The following is a 24,116-nucleotide window of genomic DNA, read 5'->3' on the forward strand; positions in this document are numbered from 1 at the left end:
GCCCGTCCCGGCTCGAACACGACGAGGGCGCCCGGAAAACTCCGGGCGCCCTCGTCCGAGTGGAACCGAGCCTCAGGTCTTCTTCGTCGCCGACCCGGCCTCGTCCTTGACCTCGTCGTTCTCGACCTCGGGATCAGGATCGGGATCGGGATCGGGATCGGCGTCCTTCGCGTCGTGGTCCTTCGCGTCGGCGTCCTTGGTGTCGGCGTCGGCGTCCGCCTCCGCTTCGGGGGCGGTTTCGGCCTCCGCTTCGGCTCCGGCGTCGGAGGCGCCGGGCTCCACCACGGTCTCCCGGCCGGGCCGCTTCTTCGCCGACACCACGATGTAGACCACCGCGAGCAGGAAGACGATCAGCGCGGTCCAGTTGTTGAGCCGCAGTCCGAGGATGTGGTGGGCGTCGTCGACGCGCATGTACTCGACCCAGAACCGGCCCACGCAGTACGCGGCGACGTACAGCGCGAACGCCCGCCCGTGCCCGAGCTTGAAGCGGCGGTCGGCCCAGATCACCAGCAGCGCGACACCGATGCACCACAGCGACTCGTAGAGGAACGTCGGGTGGTAGGTACCCGGCACCCGGCCGTCCGTCGAGGACGTGATCTTCAGGGCCCAGGGGAGGTCGGTCGCCCGGCCGTACAGCTCCTGGTTGAACCAGTTGCCCCAGCGTCCGATGGCCTGCGCGATGGCGAGACCGGGGGCGACGGCGTCGGCGTACGCGGGCAGCGGGATGCCCCGGCGGCGGCAGCCGATCCAGGCGCCCAGCGCACCCAGCGCGATGGCGCCCCAGATGCCGAGCCCGCCCTCCCAGATCTTGAACGCGTCCACCCAGTCACGGCCCTCGCTGAAGTACAGCTCGTAGTCCGTGATCACGTGGTAGAGGCGCCCGCCGACCAGCCCGAACGGCACGGCCCAGACCGCGATGTCGGCGACCGTGCCGGACCGCCCGCCCCGGGCGATCCAGCGTTTGTTGCCGAGCCAGACGGCTACGAAGACACCGAGGATGATGCAGAAGGCGTAGCCGCGCAGCGGAATGGGACCGAGGTGGATCACCCCGCGCGACGGGCTGGGAATGTAGGCAAGTTCCATGGCAAGGTCGACGCTACCCTGCCGGGCGGCAGCGATGGCAAGCAGCCCGGCTACGGGTCCATAACAGGCGGCGCGCTCAGCTCTTGGCGGCCTCCTGCACCATCTGCTTCAGCTTGGCCGGGGTCATCGTCTGGTCCTGGTAGATGTTCTTGCCGTTCAGCAGGACCGTCGGTGTACCGCTGAAGCCGCCCTTCTTGAAGGCGTCGTTGGACTTCTCCACCCAGCTGTTGTGGGTGCCGTCCTCGACGCACTTGCGGAAGGCGGGCGTGTCCAGGCCCTTCACCTTCTTGGCGAGCTCGAAGAGCTTGCTGTTCTTGGCGAAGGCGTCGTCGACCTCCGGCGGCTGGTTCTCGTACAGCACGTCGTGGTACGCCGTGAACTTCCCGGCGTCCTGGGCGCAGGCCGCGGCGTTCGCCGCGTTGCGGGAGCCGGTGCCGCCCATGTTGCCGTCGATGATCGTCGCCAGGTGGTACTCGACCCTCAGCTGGCCGGCGTCCGTCAGCTCGTGGATCGTCGAGCGGTAGGCGTCCTCGAAGGACTTGCAGGCCGGGCAGCGGAAGTCCTCCCAGACCGTGAGCGTGGACTTGGCGTTCTCCTGGCCCACCGGGATCGCGAGACCGTCCTTGCCCTGGGCTCCGGAGGGACCCACCACCGGTCCCGCGTCGCTGCTGTCGTCCTTGCCGGCGTTCGCCGCGACGACTCCGACCACCGCCGCGAGTCCCAGCACGCAGACGACGCTCGCGCCGACGATCAGCGCGCGGCGCCGCTTGTCGGCCGCCTTCTGCTTCTCCCGCTCGACCGCCAGCCGCTCCCGGGCGGTCCGCTTTCCGTCACGATTCTTTTCGCTCACACCCGCAGAACGAACCGGGGAGGCGCAGCGCGCCTCCCCGGCCCCAGGTCCACCCTTAAGAGGGACCTGTATGAAATCCCGCTTGGTTGATCCGGCCTGGTCAGGCCGTCCCGCGCACGCCCTTCGCCAGCTCACCGGCGAGCGCGCGCACCGCCTCGACACCGGCCGCGTCGTCGGGTGCGTCCAGCATCCGCTTGACGAAGGCCGAGCCCACGATCACGCCGTCGGCGAAGCCGGCGACCTCGGCGGCCTGCGCGGCGTCGGAGACGCCGAGGCCGACGCAGACGGGCAGTTCGGTGCCGGTGGCCCGGGTGCGTTCCACCAGGTCCTGCGCCTGCGTGCCCACGGACTCCCGGGTGCCCGTGACACCCATCAGCGAGGCGGCGTAGACGAAGCCGCTGCCCACCGCGGTGATCTGGGCGAGCCGCTCGTCCTTGCTGCTGGGCGCGACCACGAAGACCGTGGCGAGCCCGTGCTTGTCGGCGTGCTCGCGCCACAGCGCCGACTCCTGGACCGGCAGGTCGGGCAGGATGCAGCCCGCGCCGCCCGCTTCCGCCAGCTCGGCGGTGAAGCGCTCGACGCCGTAGCGGTCGATGGGGTTCCAGTACGTCATGACGAGGATCGGCTTGCCGGTGGCCGCGTGCGCCTCGCGGACGGTACGCATGACATCCGCGATCCTGACCCCGCCCTTGAGGGCGATGTCGTCGGCGGTCTGGATGACGGGACCGTCGAGGACGGGGTCGCTGTGCGGCAGCCCGACCTCCACGACGTCCGCTCCCCCGTCGAGGGCGGCCTTGATCGCCTCGATGCCGCCGTCCACGGTCGGGAACCCGGCCGGCAGATAGGCGATCAGGGCGGAGCGGCCCTCGGACCTGGCGGCGTTCAGGGTGTCCGTCAACAGCTGGATGTTTCCGCTCACTTGGCGTCACCCTCGATCTCGGCGGTGTCGGCGTCCGCGTCGGCGGCGACCTCGGCGTCGGTGTCGTAGAGGCCGAAGTAGCGCGCGGCCGTGTCCATGTCCTTGTCGCCGCGCCCGGACAGGTTGACGACGATCAGCCCGTCCTCGCCCAGCTCGCGGCCGACCTCCAGGGCGCCGGCGAGCGCGTGGGCGCTCTCGATCGCCGGGATGATGCCCTCGGTGCGCGACAGCAGGCGCAGGGCCTGCATGGCGGCGTCGTCGGTGACCGCGCGGTACTCGCCGCGGCCGCTGTCCTTGAGGTAGGAGTGCTCGGGCCCGATGCCGGGGTAGTCCAGACCGGCCGAGATCGAATACGGCTCGGTGATCTGGCCCTCGTCGTCCTGGAGGACGTAGGAGCGGGAGCCGTGCAGGATGCCGGGCTCGCCGGCGGTGAGGGTGGCCGCGTGCTCGCCGGTCTCCACGCCGTGCCCGGCGGGCTCGCAGCCGATGAGGCGTACGTCCGTGTCGGGGATGAAGGCGTGGAAGAGGCCGATGGCGTTGGAGCCGCCGCCGACGCAGGCGATGGCGGCGTCGGGGAGCCGGCCGGCGCGCTCCAGGAGCTGGCGGCGGGCCTCGACGCCGATCACGCGGTGGAAGTCGCGGACCATCGCGGGGAAGGGGTGCGGGCCGGCGACCGTACCGAACAGGTAGTGGGTGTGGTCGACGTTGGCGACCCAGTCGCGGAACGCCTCGTTGATGGCGTCCTTGAGGGTGCGGCTGCCGGACTTCACGGCGATGACCTCGGCGCCGAGCATGCGCATCCGGGCCACGTTGAGGGCCTGGCGCTCGGTGTCGATCTCCCCCATGTAGATGGTGCAGTCGAGGCCGAAGAGCGCGCAGGCCGTCGCCGTCGCCACGCCGTGCTGGCCGGCGCCGGTCTCGGCGATCACCCGGGTCTTGCCCATCCGCTTGGTGAGCAGGGCCTGGCCGAGGACGTTGTTGATCTTGTGGGAGCCGGTGTGGTTGAGGTCTTCCCGCTTCAGGAAGATCCGTGCGCCGCCCGCGTGTTCGGCGAACCTGGGGACCTCGGTGAGGGAGCTGGGCCGGCCGGTGTAGTTGACCAGCAGGTCGTCGAGCTCCCGGGCGAACTCGGGGTCGTGCTTGGCCTTGTCGTATTCGACGGCCACCTCGTCGACCGCCGCGACGAGGGCCTCCGGGATGAACTTGCCGCCGAACGCCCCGAAGTAGCCTTCGGGGCTGGGGAGTTGACCCTCCGGGTCGGGGATGAAGAAGGTGCTGGGCATGCGGATACCTCACGGTGAGTTTGTGGAGTTCACTAATCGCCGTGGGGGCGGGGCTTTGTCAGTCGGCTGACGGCCGGCTGTGGCTTGTCGCGCCTGCGCGGCGGTAGCCGCAAATCAAACAGAGCCCCGCGCCCCTGAAGGGGCGCTGCCATCGACGGCCGTTGACCTGTCCCGGTTCGTCACCGATGACGTACCTGACCCTGCGGCCGTGCACGCGACGCGCCGGGGCGCGGCAGCCCCGGGGGCGGCAGCCGCGCGCCAGGCGGGCATACCGGTCCACAGTGGTCACGGTGAGAGTCATCGGGGTCAGCCTAGCGGGTGATCAGCCGCGGCCGTGCCGGAGCGCGGGGTGCTCGCCCGCCGCCACCAGGTCGGCGACCGCGGTCTTCGGGTCCTTGCCGGTGACGAGGGACTCGCCGACCAGGACCGCGTCGGCGCCGGCGTTGGCGTAGGCGATGAGGTCGTGGGGGCCGCGGACGCCCGACTCGGCGATCTTGACGATGCTGTCGGGGATCTCCGGGGCCACGCGCTCGAAAGTGCCGCGGTCGACCTCGAGGGTCTTCAGGTTGCGCGCGTTGACACCGATCACCTTGGCTCCGGCGTCCACCGCGCGCTCGACCTCGTCCTCGTCGTGCACCTCGACCAGCGGCGTGAGGCCGATGGACACCGAGCGCTCGATCAGGGACTCCAGGGCGGGCTGGTCGAGGGCCGCGACGATCAGCAGCACCAGGTCGGCGCCGTAGGCGCGGGCCTCCCAGAGCTGGTACGACGTGACGACGAAGTCCTTGCGCAGGATCGGGATGTCCACGCGGGCGCGGACGGCCTCCAGGTCGGCCAGCGAGCCGCCGAAGCGGCGCTGTTCGGTGAGGACGGAGACGACGGCCGCGCCGCCCGCCTCGTAGTCCGCGGCGAGTCCGGCCGGGTCGGCGATGGCGGCCAGCGCGCCCTTGGAGGGGCTGGACCGCTTGACCTCGCAGATGACCTTGACGCCGTCGCCCCTGAGGGCGGCGACCCCGTCCTTCGCCGCGGGTGCCTTGGCCGCGCGCTCCTTGAGCTCGTCGAGGCTGACGCGCGCCTGCCGCTCCGCGAGGTCGGCACGGACTCCGTCGATGATCTCGTCGAGCACACTCACGCGAGCGGCCCCCTTTCGGACGGTGGCCTGTGAAGCCGTACGGAAACGGTGGTCACTGCGATGGTATCCGGAGCTGGGCGTCGGCCTCGCATCCGGTTGACGGCGGTCCCATTACCTGGACATTCACCAGTTGATCAAGGGTGCAGCCAGCCACCGAAGGGCAGGTTCCGGACAACGGTGAAGGCCAGCAGCAGCGCCCCCGCGGTCCACAGCTGCACCGGCGACAGATCGAGCCGGACCGGGCGCCCGCGCACCGACCGGATCAGCCAGAGGGTCCACAGCACGGCGAAGAGCGCGTAGCCGACGACAGCGAGCGCGTTGTCCTGGAGGGCCGCCAGGAAGTCCCCGTGGACCACCGCGTGCGCGCTGCGCAGACCGCCGCAGCCGGGGCAGTAGAGGCCCGTGTACTCCAGGAGCGGGCAGGCGGGGTAGTGGCCGGGTTCATTGGGGTCCACCGCGCCCACGTACGCGAAGGCGCCGACGACGGCCGCGAGGATGCCCACCGGTACGGCCGCCCGGGCGGACAGGGCGCCGGGCCGGGGCGTGCCCTGGCGGTCGGTCGCCCTCGTGCTGTCGGCGTTCACGTCATGCATTGTGCCCCGCGGACACGCGTGAGGGGCGTCCCCCGGCACCCATCGGTGCCCGGGTCGCCCCTCGGCGCGGTCGTACGAGGCTCAGCTCTGGGCGCTCGCCGGCTCCCGCTCCTGCGACGTGAGCAGCGCCTTGTGCGCGTCCTTCGGCTGGCCGAGCCCCATCGAGCTCATGATCCAGCCGACGATCCCGCCGAGGACCACGACGCCGAGGCCGGCCCAGAAGCCCGCGGGCTCGGCCAGCACCATGAACGCGCCGGAGACGCAGAACCCGATGAAGGCGATCGTGACACCGGTCCAGGCGGCCGGGGTGTGACCGTGGCTGCTGCCCGCCATTGCTTGCTCCTCGTTGCTGTGTACGTGTCGTACGTGGGTGAGCCGGTGGCTCGGTGTCATTGTCCCGCACGCGTGCGGGTGCGGTGATCGGGGGTCAGGACGCGGCGTGGGTCATGCGCCCGTCGGGTCCTCGCCCCGGTCGAGGGCCTTCCAGATCTCCTCGGGCCGGTCGGGGTCGGCGGCCCGGGTGCTGCGGCGCGGCCTGGGGGCGCCACCGCGCTCGTAGCGGCCGGACATGCCGGGCCACAGCTTGCCGTAGCGCAGGGCCAGCAGTCCGGCGAGCAGGATCAGACCACCGCCGACGGCCGCGACGTACGGCCAGGCGGTGTGGCTGAGGGCGTCGACGGTGGCCGCGGTGTCTCCTGAGGCCTGGGCGGCCTTCTCGTCGAGCGCGGAGCTGTCGGAGGCGCCGAGCAGGGCGGCGGCGACGGTGCCCGCGCCGGAGAGCGCGAGCAGGGCGGCGACCATGAGGCGGCCGGCCCGGCGGACGGCGAAGACGGCGACGAGCGCGGCGAGCCCCACTATGGCGAGGGCCGCGGGGACGCCGGTGACGTCGCTGCCCTTGGCGATCAGCGGGAACGGGCCGCCGGCCACCGTCACGGTGCCCTCCGACCAGCGCTGCCGGGTGGCGAGGAGTGCCACGGCGGCGCCGAGCGCCCCGCACAGCAGGGCGACGGCGAGGCTCATCCGGCCGGCCCGGGCGGCGGCGGGGGCTTCGGAACGGGGGTGCGGTACGGCAGTCACGTACTCCACTATCACCCGAACCCCCGGCGATCGGTCACCCGGGGTTCAGATGAAGCGGCCGGCGGGTTCACCCGAGCCGGTTCGCCGTGTGCACCGCGCGCAGTACCGCCGCCGCCTTGTTACGGCATTCGGTGTCCTCGGCGACCGGGTCCGAGTCGGCGACGATGCCCGCGCCCGCCTGGACGTAGGCCGTGCCGTCCCGCAGCAGGGCCGTACGGATGGCGATGGCGGTGTCGGAGTCGCCCGCGAAGTCGAGGTAGCCGACGCAGCCGCCGTACAGGCCGCGCCTGGACGGTTCGAGTTCGTCGATGATCTGCATCGCGCGCGGCTTGGGGGCGCCGGAGAGGGTCCCGGCCGGGAAGCAGGCCGTGAGGACGTCAAAGGCGGTGCGGCCCGGCGCCACGCGTCCGGTGACCGTGGAGACGATGTGCATCACGTGCGAATAGCGCTCGATGGACATGAAGTCCACGACCTCGACGGAACCCGGCTCGCAGACCCGGCCCAAATCGTTGCGGCCGAGGTCGACCAGCATCAGGTGCTCGGCGCGCTCCTTGGGGTCGGCCAGCAGCTCGTCGGCGAGGGCCTGGTCCTCCTGCGGGGTGGCCCCGCGCCACCGGGTGCCGGCGATCGGGTGGACCATGGCCCGCCCGTCCTCGACCTTCACCAGGGCCTCGGGAGACGAGCCGACGACATCGAAGCCGTCGAAGCGGAACAGGTACATGTACGGCGAGGGATTGGTCGCCCGCAGCACCCGGTAGACGTCCAGCGCGCTCGCCGTGCACGGCGTCTCGAAGCGCTGGGAGGGGACGACCTGGAAGGCCTCCCCGGCCCGGATGCGCTCCTTGACGTCCTCGACGGCAGCCTGGAAGTCCTCGCCGCCCCACAGGGCGGTGTACTCGGGCAGCTCGGAGGGCGGCAGCACGGCCGGGGGCTGGGCGACCGCGCGCGAGAGGTCCGCCTCCATGGTGTCGAGGCGGGCGACGGCGTCCGCGTGGGCCTCGTCGACGCCGGTGTCGAGGTCGTTGTGGTTGATCGCGTTGGCGATCAGCAGGACGGAGCCCTCCCAGTGGTCCATGACGGCGAGGTCACTGGTGAGCAGCATGGTCAGCTCGGGCAGCTTCAGGTCGTCCCGCTCGCCGGGGCCGATCTTCTCCAGGCGGCGCACGATGTCGTAGCCGAGGTAGCCGACCATGCCGCCGGTGAAGGGCGGCAGGTTCAGGTCGTGGGCGAGGTCGCGCGGGGTGTGCAGGGCCTCGATGGTGGCGCGCAGCGCGGCGAGCGGGTCGCCCTCGACGGGGACGCCGACGGGCGGGGCGCCGAGCCAGTGGGCCTGGCCGTCGCGCGCGGTGAGCGTGGCCGCGGAGCGTACGCCCACGAACGAGTAGCGGGACCAGGACCGGCCGTTCTCCGCGGACTCCAGCAGGAAGGTGCCGGGGCGCTCGGCGGCGAGCTTGCGGTAGAGCGCGACCGGGGTGTCGCCGTCGGCGAGGAGCTTGCGGGTGACCGGGATGACACGGCGGTCGGTGGCGAGCTTGCGGAAGGTCTCGAGGTCCATGGCGGCCGACCCTACTGAGCCGAGGCCGGTGCGCCGGAATCGGCGTCGCCGTCCTTGAGCAGCACGTCCTCGTCGAAGCAGGTCCGCGCGCCGGTGTGGCAGGCGGCGCCGACCTGGTCGACCTTGACGAGCACGGTGTCGGCGTCGCAGTCGAGGGCGACGGACTTGACGTGCTGGAAGTGGCCGGAGGTGTCGCCCTTGACCCAGTACTCCTGGCGGCTGCGCGACCAGTAGGTGCAGCGGCCGGTGGTGAGCGTGCGATGCAGCGCCTCGTCGTCCATCCAGCCGAGCATGAGCACCTCTCCGGTGTCGTACTGCTGGGCGATGGCGGGCAGGAGCCCGTCGGCGCTGCGCTTGAGGCGCGCGGCGATCTCGGGGTCCAGTCGGCTGGGCCGGCGGGGCGTGCTCGTGGTCATGCCTGCCATTGTGCCGCGCGCGACTGACAACTCTCGGTGACCGTCCACTGGGCGGACCTGGTGGGCGGTCGTAGGCTGACTCCATGTCGACCTTCGCCAAGCGTGAACGACTTCTTCTGGCCGACCTCTTGGAGGCCGAGGGTCCCGATGCCTCGACCCTCTGCGAGGGCTGGACGACCCGTGACCTGGCCGCGCACGTGGTCGTGCGCGAGCGCCGCCCGGACGCCGCCGCCGGCATCCTGATCAAGCCGCTCGCTCCGCGGCTGGACAAGGCGATGGAGGAGTTCGCCGGGAAGCCGTACGAGGAGCTGATCCAGCTCATCCGCACGGGGCCGCCGCGCTTCTCGCCCTTCCAGCTCAAGCAGGTCGACGAGGCGTCGAACACGATCGAGTTCTACGTCCACACGGAGGACGTCCGCCGCGCCCAGCCGGACTGGACGCCACGCGAACTCGACCCGGTCTTCCAGGACGCCCTGTGGTCCCGGCTGGAGCGCTCCGCCCGCCTGGTGGGCCGCAGCGCCCCCACCGGCCTGGTGCTGCGCCGCCCCGACGGCCAGACGGCCGTGGCCCACAAGGGCACGCCGGTCGTGACGGCGACGGGCGAACCGTCGGAGCTGCTGCTGTTCGTGTACGGCCGGCAGAGCGCCGCGAAGGTCGAGCTGGACGGCGACCAGGACGCCATCGCCAAGCTGAACGAGGCCAAGCAGTTGGGCATCTGAGGACCCGTCCCGGCACTTCGGCGACGCCGGTCACTGGGGGAGCTCGGCGCGGCGCAGACCCGGCACGCCCAGGGCGATCACCCCGCCGAGCCCACACACCACCGCGCTGCCCACGAAGACCGGTCCGGCGCCCCAGGCGCCGATGGCCGCGGCGGACACCGGCATGCTGAGCGGGGCGAGGCCGAGGCTGACGAGACCGGAGACGGACGGCGACATCGCCAAGCTGGCCGAAGCCAAGCAGTCGGGCATCCGAGGACCCGCATCCGAGGACCCGTCCCGGCACTTCGGCGACGCCGGTCACTGGGGGAGCTCGGCGCGGCGCAGACCCGGCACGCCCAGGGCGATCACCCCGCCGAGCCCACACACCACCGCGCTGCCCACGAAGACCGGTCCGGCGCCCCAGGCGCCGATGGCCGCGGCGGACACCGGCATGCTGAGCGGGGCGAGGCCGAGGCTGACGAGACCGGAGACGGCCGTGACGCGGCCCAGGTAGCGGGGGTCGGCCTGGGTCTGGAGCAGGGCGCCGCACATGGTGCCGCTGAGCCCGGCGAGCAGGCCCACGAGCAGGGCGACGCCGGCCGCCGCGAGGACACCGGGAGCGTAGGCCAGCGCACCGATCGCGACCGACCCCGCGAGGATGGCGTACCCGGCCACCTGCCCGGCGTGCGGCAGGCGCCCGCGCACGGTCAGCAGCAGGGACGCGGCGCCCGCGCCGACGCCGAACCCGGCGAGCACCCAGCCGATTCCGGAGGCGCCCCAGCCCCGCTCGTCGGCCAGCAGGGCCAGGCCGACGTTGAGCGGGCCGACGAAGCCGAGGTCGCCGAGGGCGATGGCGAGCATCAGCGGGGCGAGGACCCGGTGCCGGCGGATGTAGGCGAGACCACCCACCAGGTCGCGCCAGGCCGTGTCGCCGCGCGCGGGTGCCGTGTCGTCGGCGGGCAGTTCCCGCATCCGTACGGCCATCAGCAGCGGCACCGACACCGCGATCAGCAGCCCCGCGAGGCCGAACGCGGCCGCCTCGCCCCCTACCGCGACGCCGAGCCCGCCCAGCGGGCCGCCGACGACGCTCGCGAAGCGGATGGCGAGGCCGCGCATGCCCTGCACGCGCGCGAGCTGCCCCCGGCTCGTCACGCGCGCGGGAAGGGCGCCCACCGCCGGCATGAACACGGCGTCGACAGTGCCGAAGACCAGGGCGAGCACGGCCAGCGGCCACAGACCGGGAGTGGTGAAGTACAGCAGCCCGGCCACCGCGAACACGGCGGCGCAGCGCACCACGTCGCTGCCTATGACGACTCTGCGCGGCCCCAGCCGGTCGGCAATCACTCCCCCGCCCAGCATCAACAGGGCCCGGGGCAGCGCGCTCACCGCCATGACCACTCCGGCCTGCGAGGGCGAACCGGCCTGTACGGCCGCCCAGGACAGGGCGATGTAGTAGACGCTGTCGCCCGTCATCGAGGCGGTGTAGGCGGCGAGCCAGCGCAGGACGTTGCCGTCGCGGTGGGCGGGTCTGTCGGCGATCTCGGCCGGGGCCGTGCGCGTGGCGGTCACGGGCGAGGGTCCTCTCAGACACGGAATCAGACGCGAAATCCAACGCGGGATCAGACGCGGGATCAGACGCGGGATCAGACGCGGGATCAGACGCGGGATCAGACGCGGGATCAGACGCGGGATCAGACGCGGGACGGGAATCCGAACACGTGCGGCGCGGCGTTCTCGCGCCCCTCGGCGTCGCCGACGAGCCTGCTCACCGCACGGGGTGGCCCGCCCCCCGCAAGGCGTCCTTGACCTCGCCGATCCGCAGGTCCCCGAAGTGGAACACCGACGCCGCGAGCACCGCGTCCGCCCCGGCCTCGACGGCCGGCGAGAAGTCGGTGAGCTTGCCGGCGCCGCCGGAGGCGATCACCGGGACCGTCACGTGCTTGCGCACGGCCTGGATCATCTCCAGGTCGTAGCCGTCCTTCGTGCCGTCCGCGTCCATCGAGTTGAGCAGGATCTCGCCCGCGCCCAGCTCGGCCGCGCGGTGCGCCCACTCGACGGCGTCGATGCCGGTGCCCTTGCGGCCGCCGTGGGTGGTGACCTCGAAGGTGCCTTCGGGAGTGCGCCGCGCGTCCACCGAGAGCACCAGCACCTGGCGGCCGAAGCGCTCGGCGATCTCCCGGATGAGCTCCGGGCGTGCGATGGCCGCCGTGTTGACGCCCACCTTGTCCGCGCCCGCGCGCAGCAGCCTGTCCACGTCCTCGGCCGTGCGGACGCCGCCGCCGACCGTGAGCGGGATGAACACCTGCTCGGCCGTGCGGCGCACCACGTCGTACGTCGTCTCGCGGTCGCCCGACGAGGCGGTGATGTCCAGGAACGTCAGCTCGTCGGCGCCCTCGGCGTCGTACACCTTGGCCATCTCGACGGGGTCGCCCGCGTCGCGCAGGTTCTGGAAGTTGACGCCCTTGACGACCCGGCCGTTGTCCACGTCCAGGCAGGGGATGACTCGGACCGCCAGGGTCATGAATCCACGGCTCCTCTGAATGCTTCTATTTCCACTTCGACCAGGATGCGCGAGTCCACGAAGCCCTCCACGACCAGCAGGGTCGAGACGGGGCGCACCGCGTCGAAGAACTCCTTGTGGGCCCGGCCCACGGCGTCCACGTCCCGCGCATGGGTCAGGTACATCCGCGTACGGACCACGGACCCGACGTCGAGCCCGAACTCGCCGATCGCCTCGACCGCGTTGGCGAAGGCCACCTTGGCCTGTTCGTACGGGTCGCCCTCGCCGTACAGCACATCGCCCTTGAAGGACGTGGTGCCCGCCACCAGGACACGGTCGCCCGCCGCGACGGCACGTGCGAAACCGAAGGACTCTTCCCAGGGACTTCCGCTCTGCACGCGCCGTACGGCATCGGATGTCATGACGACACAGCCTCCAGGGCCTCTTCGAGAGTGAACGCCTTCGCGTACAGGGCCTTCCCGACGATGGAGCCCTCGACACCGAGCGGGACCAGCTCGGCGATGGCCCGCAGGTCGTCCAGGGAGGACACGCCGCCGGAGGCGACCACCGGGCGGTCCGTCGCCGCGCACACGTCGCGCAGCAGCTGGAGGTTCGGGCCCTGGAGGGTGCCGTCCTTGGCGATGTCGGTGACGACGTACCGCGCGCAGCCCTCGTTGTTGAGGCGCTCCAGCGTCTCGTAGAGGTCGCCGCCGTCGCGGGTCCAACCACGGCCGCGCAGGGTCGTGCCGCGTACGTCGAGTCCGACGGCGATCTTGTCGCCGTGCTCGGCGATGACCTTGGCGACCCACTCGGGGGTCTCCAGGGCGGCCGTGCCGAGGTTCACGCGCGTGCAGCCCGTGGCGAGCGCGGCGGCCAGGGACGCGTCGTCGCGGATGCCGCCGGACAGCTCGACCTTGATGTCCATCGCCTTGGCCACCTCGGCGATCAGCTCCCGGTTGTCGCCGGTGCCGAACGCGGCGTCCAGGTCGACCAGATGCAGCCACTCGGCGCCCGACCGCTGCCAGGCCAGGGCGGCCTCCAGCGGGGAGCCGTAGGACGTCTCGGTGCCGGACTCGCCGTGCACGAGGCGGACGGCCTGGCCGTCGCGGACGTCGACGGCGGGGAGGAGTTCGAGCTTGGCCATGTCTCTACAGGGTTCCGATCCAGTTGGTGAGCAGCTGCGCTCCGGCGTCGCCGGACTTCTCGGGGTGGAACTGCGTGCCCCACAGGGAGCCGTTCTCCACGGCGGCCACGAAGGGCTCGCCGTGTGTCGACCAGGTGACCTTGGGTGCGGTCATCAGGGGGTTCGCCGTCTCCAGCGTCCAGTCGTGGACGGCGTAGGAGTGCACGAAGTAGAACCGCGCGTCCGCGTCCAGACCGGCGAACAGCTCGGTGCCCGGTGCCGCGTCGACCGTGTTCCAGCCCATGTGGGGCACGACATCGGCCTGCAACGGCTCCACCGAGCCCGGCCACTCGCCGAGGCCCTCGGTCTCCACGCCGTGCTCGATGCCGCGCGCGAACAGGATCTGCATGCCGACGCAGATCCCCATCACGGGACGGCCGCCGGACAGCCGGCGGTCGATGATCCAGTCGCCGCGGGCCTCGGTGAGCCCCTTCATGCAGGCCGCGAAGGCGCCGACGCCCGGCACCAGCAGGCCGTCGGCGTTCATGGCCCGGTCGAAGTCACGGGTGATCTCGACGTCGGCGCCGGCGCGCGCGAGGGCGCGTTCGGCGGACCTCACGTTGCCGAAGCCGTAGTCGAAGACCACGACCTTCTTGGTGCTCAATTCCACACCTCCAGCCTCAGGACGCCCGCGAGCAGACACATCGCGGCGCCTATCGAGAGCAGGGTGATGAGGCTCTTGGGCATCCCCTGCTTGGCGAAGGAGATGATGCCGCCGACCAGGAAGAGGCCGACGACGATCAGGATGGTGGACAGCCCGTTCATGGGTTACAGCGCGCCCTTCGTCGAGGGAAGGATGCCCGCCGCGCGCGGGTCGCGCTCACTGGCGTAGCGCAGGGCCCGGGCCAGCGCCTTGAACTGGCACTCCACGATGTGGTGCGCGTTGCGCCCGTAGGGCACGTGCACGTGCAGCGCTATCTGCGCCTGCGCGACGAACGACTCCAGGATGTGCCGGGTCATCGTGGTGTCGTACTCGCCGATCATCGGCGCCATCTTCTCGGGCTCGGTGTGCACGAGGTAGGGCCGGCCGGACAGGTCGACGGTGACCTGGGCGAGGGACTCGTCCAGCGGGACCGTGCAGTTGCCGAAGCGGTAGATGCCCACCTTGTCGCCGAGGGCCTGCTTGAAGGCGGCGCCCAGCGCGAGGGCGGTGTCCTCGATGGTGTGGTGCGAGTCGATGTGCAGGTCGCCCTCGGTCTTCACGGTCAGGTCGAACAGACCGTGCCGGCCGAGCTGGTCGAGCATGTGGTCGTAGAAGCCGACGCCGGTCGACACATCGACCTTGCCGCTGCCGTCGAGGTCGATCTCGACGAGCACCGACGTCTCCTTGGTGACTCGCTCGACGCGTCCTACGCGGTTCATGCGCTCTGCTCCTTCTTCAGTTCACGTACCGCGTCGAGGAACGCGTCGTTCTCTTCGGGGGTTCCGGCGGAGACCCGCAGCCACCCCGGGATGCCGTTGTCGCGGACCAGCACGCCCCGGTCGAGGATCCGCTGCCAGGCGGTGTGGGAGTCCTCGAACCGGCCGAACTGCACGAAGTTCGCGTCGGACTCCACGACCTCGTATCCGGTCGCCCGCAGCTCGCTCACCAGCCGGTCCCGCTCCGACTTCAGCTGCTCGACGTACTTGAGCAGCGTGTCGGTGTGCTCGAGGGCGGCCAGGGCGGTCGCCTGGGTGACGGCCGACAGGTGGTAGGGCAGTCGTACGAGCTGGACGGCGTCCACCACCGCCGGGTGCGCGGCGAGGTAGCCGAGGCGCAGACCGGCGGCGCCGAAGGCCTTCGACATCGTCCGGGAGACGACCAGATTCGGCCGACCTTCGATCAGCGGCAGCAACGAGTCGCCGTGGCTGAACTCGATGTACGCCTCGTCGACCACCACCATCGACGGCTTCGCGGCCTGCGCGGCCTCGTACAGTGCGAGCACTGTCTCGCGCGGGACGGCGTTGCCGGTGGGGTTGTTGGGCGTGGTGATGAACACGACGTCGGGCCGGTGCTCGGCGATCGCCTGCGCGGCGGCGACGACGTCGATCGTGAAGTCCTCGTTGCGGGGACCGGAGATCCAGCCCGTCCCGGTGCCGCGCGAGATGAGACCGTGCATCGAGTACGACGGCTCGAAGCCGATCGCCGTACGGCCGGGGCCGCCGAAGGTCTGCAACAGCTGCTGGATGACCTCGTTGGAGCCGTTCGCCGCCCAGACGTTGGGCAGGCCGACCTCGTGGCCGGAGGTGTCCGTGAGGTACTTGGCGAGCTGGGTGCGCAGCTCCACCGCGTCCCGGTCCGGGTAGCGGTTGAGGTTCCGGGCCGCCTCGCGCACGCGCTCGGCGATCCGCTCGACCAGGGCCTCGGGCAGCGGGTAGGGGTTCTCGTTGGTGTTCAGCCGTACGGGGACGTCCAACTGGGGCGCGCCGTAGGGGGACTTGCCGCGCAGCTCGTCCCGTACGGGGAGATCGTCGATGCGTACGTCGCTCACTTGCTCTCGGGTACCTTCCAGCCGAACCTGGCCTTGATCGCCGCGCCGTGCGCGGGCAGGTCCTCCGCCTCCGCCAGCGTGACCACGTGATGCGCGACCTCGGCCAGCGCGTCCTTGGTGTAGTCGACGATGTGGATGCCGCGCAGGAAGGACTGGACGGACAGACCCGAGGAGTGGCAGGCGCAGCCGCCGGTGGGCAGCACGTGGTTGGAGCCGGCGGCGTAGTCGCCGAGGGAGACCGGCGCCCAGGGGCCGATGAAGATCGCGCCGGCGTTGCGCACCCGGTCGGCCACGGCGGCCGCGTCGGCCGTCTGGATCTCCAGGTGCTCGGCGCCGTACGCGTCGACCACCCTGAGGCCCTCGTCCACGCCGTCGACCAGGACGATCGCGGACTGCCTGCCCTTGAGGGCCGGGACGATCCGGTCGTCGATGTGCTTGGTGGCCGCGACCTGCGGCTCCAGCTCCTTCTCCACCGCGTCCGCGAGCTCCGGGGAGTCGGTGACGAGGACGGCGGCGGCCAGCGGGTCGTGCTCGGCCTGGCTGATCAGGTCGGCGGCGACGTGCACCGGGTCGGCGGTGGAGTCGGCCAGGATCGCGATCTCGGTCGGGCCCGCCTCGGCGTCGATGCCGATCTTGCCGGTGAAGTAGCGCTTGGCGGCGGCGACCCAGATGTTGCCGGGGCCGGTGACCATGTTGGCGGGCGGGCAGGACTCGGTGCCGTGCGCGAACATCGCGACGGCCGTGGCGCCGCCGGCCGCGTACACCTCGTCGACGCCGAGCAGCGCGCACGCGGCGAGGATCGTCGGGTGCGGCAGGCCGCCGAAGTCGGCCTGGGCGGGCGAGGCGAGGGCGATCGACTCGACACCGGCCTCCTGGGCCGGGACGACGTTCATGACCACGGAGGACGGGTAGACCGACCGGCCGCCGGGCGCGTACAGCCCGACCCGGTCGACCGGCACCCACTTCTCGGTCACCGAGCCGCCGGGCACGACCTGGGTGGTGTGCGCCGTACGACGCTGCTCACGGTGGACGACACGGGCGCGCCGGATGGACTCCTCCAAGGCCGCGCGCACGGCCGGGTCGAGTTCCGCGAGGGCCTTTTCGAGCGCCTCGGCGGGCACCCGCACCTGGTCGAGCCTGACCCCGTCGAACTTCTCGGCGAAGTCGATCAGCGCCGCGTCGCCACGATGATGCACGGCCTCGCAGATCGGACGCACCTTCTCCAGGGCGGCCGCAACGTCGAAGTCGGCTCGGGGCAGCAGGTCGCGCAGGGCGGGGCCCTCGGGAAGGGCGTCGCCGCGCAGATCGATTCGGGAGATCACGGGCTCAATTCTCTCAGACCCGGGTCCGGCGTCGTTCGCGCGTATCAATGGCTGATACAGATCCCTGCCGGAACCCGGAAGATCACCTTCACGTCTAGCGTTCGGGGCGTCACTCAGCGGGCATGAACGGTTGTACTAAACCCACGAGTAGCCGAGGGGGATGGAAAAGACGTGACCGAGGGGGCCGGCATCCGGGACGGGGACCCGCCGGACGATCTGACCGCCGCCGAGATAGGCATGTGGCAGGCCTTCCGCAACGGCAGCGTGTACGACCTGAGCAGCGGCGACACCCTCGCCGACGATCCGCACGGCGGGCACCCCTGGGGCGACGAGCGGACGGTGCGCGCGCGCATCATCTGCTGGCTGCTGCTGGACGGGCCGCCCGCCCTGGCGGGCCGGGTGGCCTCGCTGAAGCTGGTGGGCGTGCGGATCGCCGACACGATGGACCTGGCCGGCGGCACCGTGGAGCCGTACGTCGAGATGCGCGGCTGCCGCTTCGACCGCGAGGTCCGGCTGCCGGAGGCCCACTTCACGACCGTACGGCTGGTGGACTGCGCGGTGCCGCGCCTGGAGGCAGCCCGGGTGCACACCGAGGGCGATCTGCATCTGCCGCGCTGCCGGTTCCACAACGGCGTACGGCTGACGGACGCCCACATCGGCACGGATCTGCTGCTCAACCAGGCGATCGTCTACCGCGACCGCAGCGGCCGCTCGATCGCGGCGGACGGCATCAGCGTCGGCCAGGACCTCCAGGCCGAGATGCTGGAGTCGCACGGCGAGCTGAGTCTGCGCGGCGCCACCGTCGGCGTGTCGCTGAGCCTGCGGGGTGCGCGCCTGGTCAACCCGTACACGCGGCTCGCGCTGAACGCCCCCCAGCTGACCGTCGGGCGCACGCTGTACCTGACCCCGGCGGGCGTCGGCAGCCCCATGCTGAGCGGCCGCACCCCCGCGCGCGGGACGCGCATCCAGCGCTTCGCCTGCCAGGGCGGGGTGCGGCTGGACGACGGGCGGTTCGGGGACGCGGTCGACCTGGAGCGGGCCCGGTTCACCTTCACGGACGAGCAGGAGCTGTCGCTGCGCCGGATCCAGACGCCCGAGCTGCGCTTCCTCGGCGAGGGGCCGGAGCGCGGCGGGGTCGTGCTGTCGGGGGCGCGGGTCGTCAACCTGATGGACCGGGCGGACGCCTGGCCGGGCCCGGGACTGCTGCACATGGGCGGGTTCAGCTACGAGAACCTGGTGCCACGCGGCCCGTTCCCGCTGGAGCGACGGCTGGAGTGGGTGGCGGCGGCGACCGCGGAGTACAACCCGGAGCCGTACGAGCGGCTGGCCACGGTCCTGCGCAACGGCGGCGAGGACGAGGACGCGCGCGAGGTGCTGCTCGCCAAGCAGCGCAGGCGCCGCGAGACGCTGCCGCCCGCGGCCAAGCTGTGGGGGTACGCGCAGGACTGGATGGTCGCCTACGGGTACCGGCCGGGCCGGGCGGCCGTGTGGATGGCGGTGCTGTGGGCGGCGAGCTCGGTGGCCTTCGTCTACGCCGACCCGCCGCCGCTCAAGGGCGCCGAGCATCCGACCTGGAACCCGCCGCTGTTCGCCCTGGACCTGCTGCTGCCGGTGATCGACCTGGGCCAGGTCGGGTTCTGGCAGCTGAGCGGCGCCTGGCAGTGGCTGGCCGCGGCGATGATCCTGCTGGGCTGGATCCTGGCCACGACGGTGGCCACGGGGGCGACCCGCATGCTGCGCCGCAACTGAGACCACCCTTCGAGGCCGGAGGGGTTCGACGGGTCGGTGGGGCTCGACGGTCGGTGGGGCTCGGCGGGTCAGTGGGGCTCGACGGGTCGGGGGGCTCGGCGGGGCAAGCGGGGCAAGTGGGGTTCATGTGACGACTGAAGCGATTTCATGGATATCCGACAGTTGTTGAACACTGGACCTTTACCCGTTCTTGACCTGCCCGCGTACAACTTTCCATATCTTGGCCGTTCCCTCTGGCGCGGGCGTGACCAGCGGTCCTTCAATGGTCGACACCATGGCTCTCATGCTGCCGTTCGGCCGGGCGTCCCGGTCGGCAAGGACCGCGCAGCACCCCGCCGTCGGCCTGCCCGCCGACGACGAGGTGCTGCTCGACGCGCCCGACGACCGCCTCGGCCCCGCCCTGGTCGCGGCCGGGCAGGGCGACCACGAACCGGCCGCCGCACTCCTCGCCGTCACCCGCCGGCAGGCGCAGTGGGAACACCGGGACAGATACACCCTGCACCTCGCGGCCTTCGCACGCTCCCGCCCGGAGTGGCTGGAGACCTGGTACGCGACCGCCCCGCACGACCCGGACGCGCTGCTGATCAGGGCCCAGGTCGCGGTGGACCACGCCTGGCGGTCACCGGCCCGGGCCGAGGTGCTGCGCGGGGTGAGCCCGCTGATCACCGCCGCCGCGCGGGGCGACGACCGCGACCCGGTGCCGTGGCGGATCGCCCTGGACCACGCGCGCGGCTCCCGCGCCGGCCACACCTACTTCGGCGAGCTGTGGGAGGCGGCCCTGCGCCGCGCCCCGCTCCACTACGGCTGCCATGTGGCCGCCCTGCGCTATCTGGGCTCCGCGTGGCACGGCTCGCACCGGGAGTGCCTCGACTTCGCCGACCGCGCGGCCCAGGACGCTCCGGCCGACTCGCTGGTCCAGGCGCTGCCGACCCGAGCGGCCCTCTCCTACCTGGAGGACGGCTGCGGTCCTGGCGTGCCGCCCGAGCGGCTGCACGCGGCCGCCGACCGGGCCGTCGAGCTGTCCGCCCGGTTCCCCGCGTCCGACCTGTGGCCGGCCGCGATCCGCAACAAGCTGACGTACGTCCTGGTGCGGCTGGGCCGCTGGGAGGACGCCCTGGGCCAGCTGCGCCTGATCGGGCCGTACGCCACCTCCTTCCCGTGGAGCCGGGGCTCGGACGACCCGCTGGCTCACTTCCTGGAGGTGCGCGAGGAGGTCCGGCTGCGGACGGCCGGCGTGGAGCGCGGTGGGCGCGGCGGGCATCCACACAGTGGGCGGGCGGAACGCGTTCACCCCGGTGACCATTAGGCTTTGGCGCCGTGACCGTCCGTCTTCCGCTCTTCCCCCTGAACTCGGTGCTCTTCCCGGGCCTCGTGCTGCCGCTCAACGTCTTCGAGGAGCGCTACCGCGCCATGATGCGCGAGCTGCTGAAGACCCCTGAGGAGGAACCGCGCCGTTTCGCCGTCATGGCCATCCGCGACGGCCACGAGGTGGCCCCCAGCGCCCCCGGCATGCCGGACCCGACGGCCCAGCCCGACCGCGGCCCGGCGGCGGGCTTCGGCCCCGACCCGGCCAAGTCCTTCCACGGCGTGGGCTGTGTGGCGGACGCGGCGACGATCCGGGAGCGGGCCGACGGCACCTTCGAGGTGCTGGCGACGGGGACGACGCGGGTGCGGCTGGTGTCGGTGGATGCCTCGGGCCCGTTCCTCACCGCCGAGCTCGAAGAGCTGCCGGAGGAGCCCGGCGACGAGGCGGGGGCGCTGGCGGAAGGGGTGCTGCGGTCGTTCCGGCAGTACCAGAAGCGGCTGGCGGGCGCCCGTGAACGCTCCCTGTCCGCCACGGCCGACCTGCCGGACCAGCCCTCGGTGGTCTCGTACCTCGTGGCGGCCGCGATGATGCTGGACACCCCGACGAAGCAGCGCCTGCTCCAGGCCCCGGACACCGCGTCCCGGCTGCGCGACGAGCTGAAACTCCTTCGCGCCGAGACCTCGATCATCCGTACGCTGCCGTCACTGCCGGCGTCGGACCTGACGCGCGGCCCGACGAGCCTGAACTGACGCACGACCTCTGGGGAACCGGCCACATGGCGAAGAAGCCGAAGAAGCAGCAGCCGGGCGGCACGCCCGCGACGGTGGCCCTCACGGCCGCGGGCATCGAGTACACCACGCACTCCTACGACCACGACCCCTCCCACCCCTCCTACGGCGAGGAGGCGGCGGAGGCCATGGGGGTGTCCCCGGACCGGGTCTTCAAGACCCTGGTGGCGGACGTCGACGGCAGCCTGACCGTGGCCGTCGTCCCGGTGGCGGGCCAGCTGGACCTCAAGGCCCTGGCCTCGGCGGTCGGCGGCAAACGCGCCACGATGGCCGACCCGGCCCTCGCCGAACGCACCACGGGCTACGTCCGGGGCGGCATCTCCCCTCTCGGCCAGCGCAAGAAGCTCCCCACCGTCCTGGACGCCTCGGCCTCCGCCCACCCCACCATCTGCGTCTCGGCGGGCCGCCGCGGCCTGGAAGTGGAACTCTCCCCCGACGACCTCACCACCCTCACCCGAGCGGTCCTCGCCCCCATCGGACGTGCGTGACCTCTCGACGGGAGCGGTGTCCTCGGTTAAGTACGAGGGACATGTCGAAGAAAACGCGGAAACGAAAGTGGCGCGTCAAGAAGGGCCGCTCGAACCACGGGCGACGCCCGGCTTAGTTCCTGAGCACGCGCGACGCGAGCACCTGGGCCGATGATGGAACTGCCGTCGCCCGTCAGGACGGCGGGGCAGGCAGGCGGCGACCAGGCACGCCTCTGCCCCCGGCCCGGTCCGGGGGCCGGGAGGATGTGGGACAGATGACGGATGCGACGCACAGGACGGCGCTGGTGACCGGGGCGTCGCGAGGAGTCGGACGCGCCATCGCCGAGCGACTCGCCGCCGACGGCGTGTTCGTGGCCGTGCACTACGCCCGTCAGGACGCCGCGGCGCAGGAGACGGTCGCGGCGATCGAGAAGGCCGGCGGCCGCGCCTTCGCCGTCCGGGCGGAACTCGGCGTGGACGGCGACATCGACACACTGTTCACGGGGCTTGAGGAGGGGCTGCGCGGACAGCCGCTGGACATCCTGGTCAACAACGCGGGTGTGGCCGTGCCGAAATCGATCGACGAGATCACCCCCGAGGAGTTCGACCACATGCTCGCGGTCAACGTCCGCGCGCCGTTCCTCATCATCCGCCGGGCCCTTCCGCTGCTGCGCGACGGCGGGCGCGTCATCAACATCTCCTCCGGAGCCACCCGGATCGCCCTGCGCGAGCACGCCTACGCGGTGACCAAGGGCGCGCTGGACACCATGACCCGCACGCTCACCATGACCCTCGGCGCGCGCTCGATCACCGTGAACACCGTGGCGCCGGGCATCACCGAGACCGACATGAACCCCTGGCTGCGCGACAACCCCGAGGCCGCGGCCGCGGTCGCCGGCGTGACCGCGCTCGGCCGGACCGGCCGGCCCGCCGACATCGCCGACGTCGTGGCGTTCCTCGCCTCCGACGACGCGCGCTGGGTCACCGGCCAGTGGCTCGACGCCACCGGCGGCCTCTACCTCGGCCCTGGAGGATTCCGGCCGTAGGCCACTGCGGCCCTACGCCGGCGGCACCCCGTACGGCCCGGACGGCCGCCCCTCACCCGGCTCCTGCTGATAGGGATCCACGTCCCGGGGCCCGAACAGCGCCGTCAGCCCCAGATGCACCACCAGCGCGGCCAGCGGCCAGGCCAGCCACACCCCCTTCGCCCCCAACTTCAGCGGCGCCGGGAACGAAACCCCCTTGCCCACTTCCTTCGCGTGGGCGATCACATCCTCGGTGGGCCCGAGCCACACGCCGACCCGCCAGGCCAGCAGCGACCCGAGAAAGCTCCCGACGGCCAGCGCGACCACCAGCGGCACGCCCCCACGCCGCCGCCACAGAAAGACAGCCGCCGCACTGACCAGTCCGAACGCGAGCGCCAGCAGAGTGAACGTTCCGTCGACGCCGACGGCCTGCTCCCCCTCGGAGTCCTTGAAGTAGACGACCCACCCGTTGCCGACGACGTCCCCGACCAGCGGCACACTCGGCGCCAGCCACCACCACAGCACCCCCAGCAGCGCCCCGAACAGCGCCACCACCACTGCGACCAGGCCGGCCTCGCGCACTTCGGTCTTCATTCCGGGACCGTCCTGTTCGTACGAGCCATATATGCCGTACGGACCTGGAGAGCCGTGCGGCCCCCGCGCCCCTGGCGGGGCGTCGGATATGGCGTCATGCGGAAGGGCAGCCGCATGCCCGGCAGCGGGCGGCTGCCACCCCCCGTTGGGAGACGGTTCACGCGGCGGCGGTGGCGGAGTCAGCGGAGCGGTCACCCTGCCATCGTGCCAGGCCGACCTGTGCGGCGCGTCACCGGACGGCCGCCCGACGGTACGCCCAGGTGGCGACGGCCAGCGAGACGACACCGACGACTCCGCACACGGCCAGGTCCCCGAGCACGAACGCCCAGTCCGGCCGCTCGCCGAAGGTCCGCGCGAACGCCTCGACCCCGTACGTCGAGGGCAGCAGATCCCGCAGGAACCGCACCGCCTCCGGCATCCGGTCGGCGGGCAGCACGCCCAGCAGCAGCGCCGCCGACATGCCCAACTGCCCGAGCAGCGTCGCCAGTTCGGGCCGCGGCGCGAGCAGCCCGAGCGCCGCGCCGAGCCCGGCGAGCGCCGCCCCGGCCAGCGGGATGACCGCCACGAGCACCCACAGATGCGCCACCGGCAGCCCGAAGAGCGCACAGCCGAACAGGGCCGTGACCACGGTCCCCGGCACGGTGAAGGAGGCGTACGCCCCCGCCGCCCCCAGCACCACCGCGGCGGGCGGCACCGGCAGCGTGGCGTAGTGGTCGAGCCCGCCGCTGGCCCGCAGCTGGCCGAAGTACTGGGCGAGCAGGTTCAGCGCGACGAAGGCCACGACGAGCACCGCCGACCCGGCCACCACCGCCTGCGCCTCGGCACCGCCGTCGACGACCCCGCGCATCAGGACCATGATCCCGATCGACTGGAAGGTCGCCACGAACAGCAGCGGAATGCGCGCGACCCGCGCCCGGGACAGCTGCGCCCGGTACACGGCGCACAGCGACGGCCACAGCCGCGCGCGCGGCCCGAGCTCGGCCGCGGCCGGCGCGGCCGTCTCCTCCACGGCCAGGGCGCTGCCCGGCAGAACCTCGGCGGGTACGACACTCACGTGGCGCTGCTCCCTTCCACACAGGGGATCACTGGGGAGGTAGCCCTGTTC

General features: G+C 72.1%; 28 protein-coding genes and 1 pseudogene. 6 read left to right on the forward strand and 23 right to left on the reverse strand.

Going from position 1 to position 24,116, the window contains the following annotated elements; genetic code table 11:
• Positions 1-72: 72 nt before the first annotated feature.
• The 11 genes from lgt to hisI form a co-directional block, all read right to left on the reverse strand.
• The gene (lgt, locus tag ACIQWG_RS07670; RefSeq protein WP_404091674.1) at positions 73-1,083 is read right to left on the reverse strand and encodes a prolipoprotein diacylglyceryl transferase; all 1,011 of its coding nucleotides are present in this window, start codon (positions 1,081-1,083) and stop codon (positions 73-75) included.
• A 76-nt stretch (positions 1,084-1,159) separates the two neighbouring features.
• Complete coding sequence (locus ACIQWG_RS07675) at positions 1,160-1,933, reverse strand: DsbA family protein (protein ID WP_404091677.1); 774 nt, start codon at positions 1,931-1,933, stop codon at positions 1,160-1,162.
• Between the two features lie 100 nt (positions 1,934-2,033).
• Positions 2,034-2,852, reverse strand: coding sequence for a tryptophan synthase subunit alpha (gene trpA / locus ACIQWG_RS07680; RefSeq protein ID WP_404091680.1), 819 nt, complete (start codon positions 2,850-2,852; stop codon positions 2,034-2,036).
• Positions 2,849-4,135, reverse strand: coding sequence for a tryptophan synthase subunit beta (gene trpB / locus ACIQWG_RS07685; protein WP_404091682.1), 1,287 nt, complete (start codon positions 4,133-4,135; stop codon positions 2,849-2,851). Before trpB ends, trpA begins: the two co-directional genes overlap by 4 nt.
• A gap of 58 nt (positions 4,136-4,193) precedes the next feature.
• Positions 4,194-4,436 (reverse strand): tryptophan biosynthesis modulator TrpM, encoded by a 243-nt coding sequence (gene trpM / locus ACIQWG_RS07690; RefSeq protein WP_404091685.1) that lies wholly within the window; start codon positions 4,434-4,436, stop codon positions 4,194-4,196.
• Between the two features lie 21 nt (positions 4,437-4,457).
• A complete protein-coding gene (gene trpC / locus ACIQWG_RS07695; protein WP_404091687.1) occupies positions 4,458-5,267 on the reverse strand; it encodes an indole-3-glycerol phosphate synthase TrpC in 810 nt (269 codons plus the stop codon).
• Positions 5,268-5,401: 134 nt separating this feature from the next.
• Positions 5,402-5,860, reverse strand: a complete 459-nt coding sequence (locus tag ACIQWG_RS07700) for a DUF2752 domain-containing protein (protein ID WP_404091689.1) — start codon at positions 5,858-5,860, stop codon at positions 5,402-5,404.
• 81 nt (positions 5,861-5,941) lie between these two features.
• Positions 5,942-6,193 carry an HGxxPAAW family protein gene (locus ACIQWG_RS07705; protein ID WP_404091692.1) on the reverse strand — a complete coding sequence of 84 codons (252 nt, stop codon included), beginning with the start codon at positions 6,191-6,193 and terminating at the stop codon, positions 5,942-5,944.
• 111 nt (positions 6,194-6,304) lie between these two features.
• Positions 6,305-6,946, reverse strand: coding sequence for a TIGR02234 family membrane protein (locus tag ACIQWG_RS07710; RefSeq protein ID WP_404091694.1), 642 nt, complete (start codon positions 6,944-6,946; stop codon positions 6,305-6,307).
• 58 nt (positions 6,947-7,004) lie between these two features.
• Positions 7,005-8,492: an anthranilate synthase component I gene (locus ACIQWG_RS07715; protein ID WP_404091696.1), complete on the reverse strand. Its 1,488-nt coding sequence runs from the start codon at positions 8,490-8,492 to the stop codon at positions 7,005-7,007.
• 11 nt (positions 8,493-8,503) lie between these two features.
• Positions 8,504-8,917 carry a phosphoribosyl-AMP cyclohydrolase gene (gene hisI / locus ACIQWG_RS07720; protein WP_404091699.1) on the reverse strand — a complete coding sequence of 138 codons (414 nt, stop codon included), beginning with the start codon at positions 8,915-8,917 and terminating at the stop codon, positions 8,504-8,506.
• Positions 8,918-8,991: 74 nt separating this feature from the next.
• On the opposite strand from hisI, the gene ACIQWG_RS07725 reads away from it, so the two are divergent.
• Positions 8,992-9,627, forward strand: a complete 636-nt coding sequence (locus ACIQWG_RS07725; protein WP_404091700.1) for a TIGR03085 family metal-binding protein — start codon at positions 8,992-8,994, stop codon at positions 9,625-9,627.
• A gap of 30 nt (positions 9,628-9,657) precedes the next feature.
• Here the strand turns inward: ACIQWG_RS07725 and ACIQWG_RS07730 are convergent.
• The 10 genes and pseudogenes from ACIQWG_RS07730 to hisD all read right to left on the reverse strand — a co-directional run.
• A pseudogene (locus ACIQWG_RS07730) lies at positions 9,658-9,831 on the reverse strand (MFS transporter); the annotation flags it as partial.
• Between the two features lie 93 nt (positions 9,832-9,924).
• Positions 9,925-11,175, reverse strand: coding sequence for an MFS transporter (locus ACIQWG_RS07735; protein WP_404091702.1), 1,251 nt, complete (start codon positions 11,173-11,175; stop codon positions 9,925-9,927).
• Positions 11,176-11,371: 196 nt separating this feature from the next.
• Entirely contained in the window at positions 11,372-12,127 is a 756-nt protein-coding gene (gene hisF / locus ACIQWG_RS07740; RefSeq protein WP_404091705.1) for an imidazole glycerol phosphate synthase subunit HisF, read from the reverse strand.
• Complete coding sequence (locus ACIQWG_RS07745) at positions 12,124-12,528, reverse strand: RidA family protein (RefSeq protein ID WP_404091708.1); 405 nt, start codon at positions 12,526-12,528, stop codon at positions 12,124-12,126. The genes hisF and ACIQWG_RS07745 overlap by 4 nt, the downstream gene beginning before the upstream one ends.
• Positions 12,525-13,250, reverse strand: a complete 726-nt coding sequence (gene priA / locus ACIQWG_RS07750) for a bifunctional 1-(5-phosphoribosyl)-5-((5-phosphoribosylamino)methylideneamino)imidazole-4-carboxamide isomerase/phosphoribosylanthranilate isomerase PriA (RefSeq protein ID WP_404091711.1) — start codon at positions 13,248-13,250, stop codon at positions 12,525-12,527. Before priA ends, ACIQWG_RS07745 begins: the two co-directional genes overlap by 4 nt.
• A 4-nt stretch (positions 13,251-13,254) precedes the next feature.
• A complete protein-coding gene (hisH, locus tag ACIQWG_RS07755) occupies positions 13,255-13,899 on the reverse strand; it encodes an imidazole glycerol phosphate synthase subunit HisH (protein WP_404091714.1) in 645 nt (214 codons plus the stop codon).
• The gene (locus ACIQWG_RS07760) at positions 13,890-14,054 is read right to left on the reverse strand and encodes a hypothetical protein (RefSeq protein WP_393508419.1); all 165 of its coding nucleotides are present in this window, start codon (positions 14,052-14,054) and stop codon (positions 13,890-13,892) included. The genes hisH and ACIQWG_RS07760 overlap by 10 nt, the downstream gene beginning before the upstream one ends.
• Positions 14,055-14,057: 3 nt before the next feature.
• Positions 14,058-14,651, reverse strand: a complete 594-nt coding sequence (hisB, locus tag ACIQWG_RS07765) for an imidazoleglycerol-phosphate dehydratase HisB (RefSeq protein ID WP_030318918.1) — start codon at positions 14,649-14,651, stop codon at positions 14,058-14,060.
• Positions 14,648-15,760, reverse strand: a complete 1,113-nt coding sequence (locus ACIQWG_RS07770; RefSeq protein WP_404091718.1) for a histidinol-phosphate transaminase — start codon at positions 15,758-15,760, stop codon at positions 14,648-14,650. The genes hisB and ACIQWG_RS07770 overlap by 4 nt, the downstream gene beginning before the upstream one ends.
• Positions 15,757-17,082, reverse strand: coding sequence for a histidinol dehydrogenase (hisD, locus tag ACIQWG_RS07775; RefSeq protein ID WP_404091721.1), 1,326 nt, complete (start codon positions 17,080-17,082; stop codon positions 15,757-15,759). The genes ACIQWG_RS07770 and hisD overlap by 4 nt, the downstream gene beginning before the upstream one ends.
• A gap of 171 nt (positions 17,083-17,253) precedes the next feature.
• On the opposite strand from hisD, the gene ACIQWG_RS07780 reads away from it, so the two are divergent.
• The 5 genes from ACIQWG_RS07780 to ACIQWG_RS07800 all read left to right on the forward strand — a co-directional run bounded on the left by ACIQWG_RS07780 (position 17,254) and on the right by ACIQWG_RS07800 (position 22,438).
• Positions 17,254-18,831: an oxidoreductase gene (locus tag ACIQWG_RS07780; RefSeq protein ID WP_404091723.1), complete on the forward strand. Its 1,578-nt coding sequence runs from the start codon at positions 17,254-17,256 to the stop codon at positions 18,829-18,831.
• 262 nt (positions 18,832-19,093) lie between these two features.
• Positions 19,094-20,137: a hypothetical protein gene (locus tag ACIQWG_RS07785; protein WP_404091726.1), complete on the forward strand. Its 1,044-nt coding sequence runs from the start codon at positions 19,094-19,096 to the stop codon at positions 20,135-20,137.
• Between the two features lie 11 nt (positions 20,138-20,148).
• Positions 20,149-20,886, forward strand: coding sequence for an LON peptidase substrate-binding domain-containing protein (locus ACIQWG_RS07790; RefSeq protein ID WP_404091728.1), 738 nt, complete (start codon positions 20,149-20,151; stop codon positions 20,884-20,886).
• A gap of 26 nt (positions 20,887-20,912) precedes the next feature.
• Positions 20,913-21,413 (forward strand): Cys-tRNA(Pro) deacylase, encoded by a 501-nt coding sequence (gene ybaK, locus ACIQWG_RS07795; protein ID WP_404091731.1) that lies wholly within the window; start codon positions 20,913-20,915, stop codon positions 21,411-21,413.
• Between the two features lie 254 nt (positions 21,414-21,667).
• A complete protein-coding gene (locus ACIQWG_RS07800) occupies positions 21,668-22,438 on the forward strand; it encodes an SDR family oxidoreductase (RefSeq protein ID WP_404091734.1) in 771 nt (256 codons plus the stop codon).
• Positions 22,439-22,450: 12 nt separating this feature from the next.
• On the opposite strand, the gene ACIQWG_RS07805 is transcribed toward ACIQWG_RS07800, so the two are convergent.
• Both ACIQWG_RS07805 and ACIQWG_RS07810 read right to left on the reverse strand, forming a co-directional pair.
• Positions 22,451-23,206 (reverse strand): AAA family ATPase, encoded by a 756-nt coding sequence (locus tag ACIQWG_RS07805; RefSeq protein ID WP_404091736.1) that lies wholly within the window; start codon positions 23,204-23,206, stop codon positions 22,451-22,453.
• 34 nt (positions 23,207-23,240) lie between these two features.
• Entirely contained in the window at positions 23,241-24,065 is an 825-nt protein-coding gene (locus tag ACIQWG_RS07810) for an ABC transporter permease (RefSeq protein WP_404091739.1), read from the reverse strand.
• Positions 24,066-24,116: the final 51 nt, after the last annotated feature.

The sequence above is a fragment of the Streptomyces sp. NPDC098781 genome, from assembly GCF_044759995.1.
Classification (GTDB): domain Bacteria; phylum Actinomycetota; class Actinomycetes; order Streptomycetales; family Streptomycetaceae; genus Streptomyces.